Raw genomic sequence first — 1,370 nt, forward strand, 5'->3', positions numbered from 1 at the left:
GCAGGTAGTAGGGCAGGAGTTCCTTATCCATCAATTTATGAAGTTCTTTTTATGATGGTAGCTTTAGAAATGTTAGTGGAAGCTAGTATTAGACTACCAAGAGTAATTGGACCTACAGCTACTACAGTTGGTGGACTTATACTTGGTCAGGCTGCACAACAAGCTCAACTTGTAAGTTCTATTATGATTATTATTACAGCCTTTGTGGCTATTTCTAACTTTACAGTACCAATCAGTGCCATGAGTTTTGCAATTCGTTGCATTAGATACCCATTGATAATATTAGCAACTTTATTTGGGATGGTTGGATTAATTGGAGGAGTAATTACACTTATTTGTTATTTAGCTAATAAGCGAACTTTCGGTACTCCTTTTTTAGCAATCGAATGGGGATCTACCAATAAAATTGAAACGATAACTCAGAATCCAAAGGAGGGACATAGCTAGTTGACTCGTCACTTTTACTATACTGTACTGCTAACAATGATGTTGAACATTGTTATCAATGTACCAATGGTTTTAATTGGCGAACGTTACAATGGATCTCTAATGGCTATGTTGTTATGTGTTTTTATTGGTTGACTTTTTATTTATTTGTTTACGATTGGCATTAGTAAATTTTCAAATAAAAATGGTTAAATTGAATTTAATTTCATTTTAGATATAATAAATAGTGAGTTGTCTGAAAATTCTGATTTACTATCGGTTATTTAAATAGGAGGAATTTATGGGTAGACTAATTCATTTTGAAATTCATGTAAGTGATATGGAAAGAGCTAAGAAGTTTTATGGAGAAGTTTTCGGATGGTCATTTCAAGATTGGAGTGATTATGCGGGTATGCCATACTTTGGTGCAGTTACTGGAGATGAAAATGTGCTTGGGATAAATGGTGCTTTAATGCAGCGTCAAGGTAATGCTCCTGAACCAAATCAAGCTTTAAATGGTTATGCTTGTACAATGGGAGTAGAGAACTATGATGTAACGGAAGCTAAAATTATTCAAAATGGCGGTAAAGTTGCAATGCCAAAATATGCACTACCTGGAATGGCATGGCAAGGTTACTTTATTGATACAGAAGGTAATATTTTTGGTATTCATCAACCGGATGTGAATGCAAAATAATACATAAAAGAGAAATAGATTTTAATCTATTTCTCAGAGTGTTTAGTATATATCGGTCAATATGAAAAAAGGTCATTAAGTGAACACTATTGGATAAAAAGTTAGTATATTTGATAATCCATTAATTAATTGAAATGTTAATCGGTTTTGAGCAATATTTATACACTCAAACTCACATCATTACTTGTTCTTTTTCATTAGTTTAAAATATTTAATACTAATTATTAGAAAAATGAATTCAAACTGA

The 1,370-nt window shown here is 32.1% G+C and carries 3 protein-coding genes; all 3 read left to right on the forward strand.

The window, feature by feature from the left end; genetic code table 11:
• Window positions 1–447: spore germination protein (locus B7R67_RS21790; RefSeq protein ID WP_142289608.1), on the forward strand; the 447-nt coding region annotated here is incomplete at its 5' end.
• Window positions 448–582 (forward strand): hypothetical protein, encoded by a 135-nt coding sequence (locus B7R67_RS22720; RefSeq protein ID WP_268876051.1) that lies wholly within the window; start codon window positions 448–450, stop codon window positions 580–582. It abuts the gene before it with no gap.
• A gap of 145 nt (window positions 583–727) precedes the next feature.
• Window positions 728–1,123 (forward strand): VOC family protein, encoded by a 396-nt coding sequence (locus B7R67_RS21795; protein WP_088073082.1) that lies wholly within the window; start codon window positions 728–730, stop codon window positions 1,121–1,123.
• Window positions 1,124–1,370 lie beyond the last annotated feature (247 nt).

Source organism: Gottfriedia luciferensis, assembly GCF_002156865.1.
GTDB classification, from domain to species: domain Bacteria; phylum Bacillota; class Bacilli; order Bacillales; family Bacillaceae_G; genus Gottfriedia; species Gottfriedia luciferensis.

Coding starts and splice junctions, on each gene's coding strand:
- B7R67_RS21795 (WP_088073082.1), top strand. CDS start 728: ATGGGTAGACTAATTCATTTTGAAATTCATGTAAGTGATATGGAAAGA.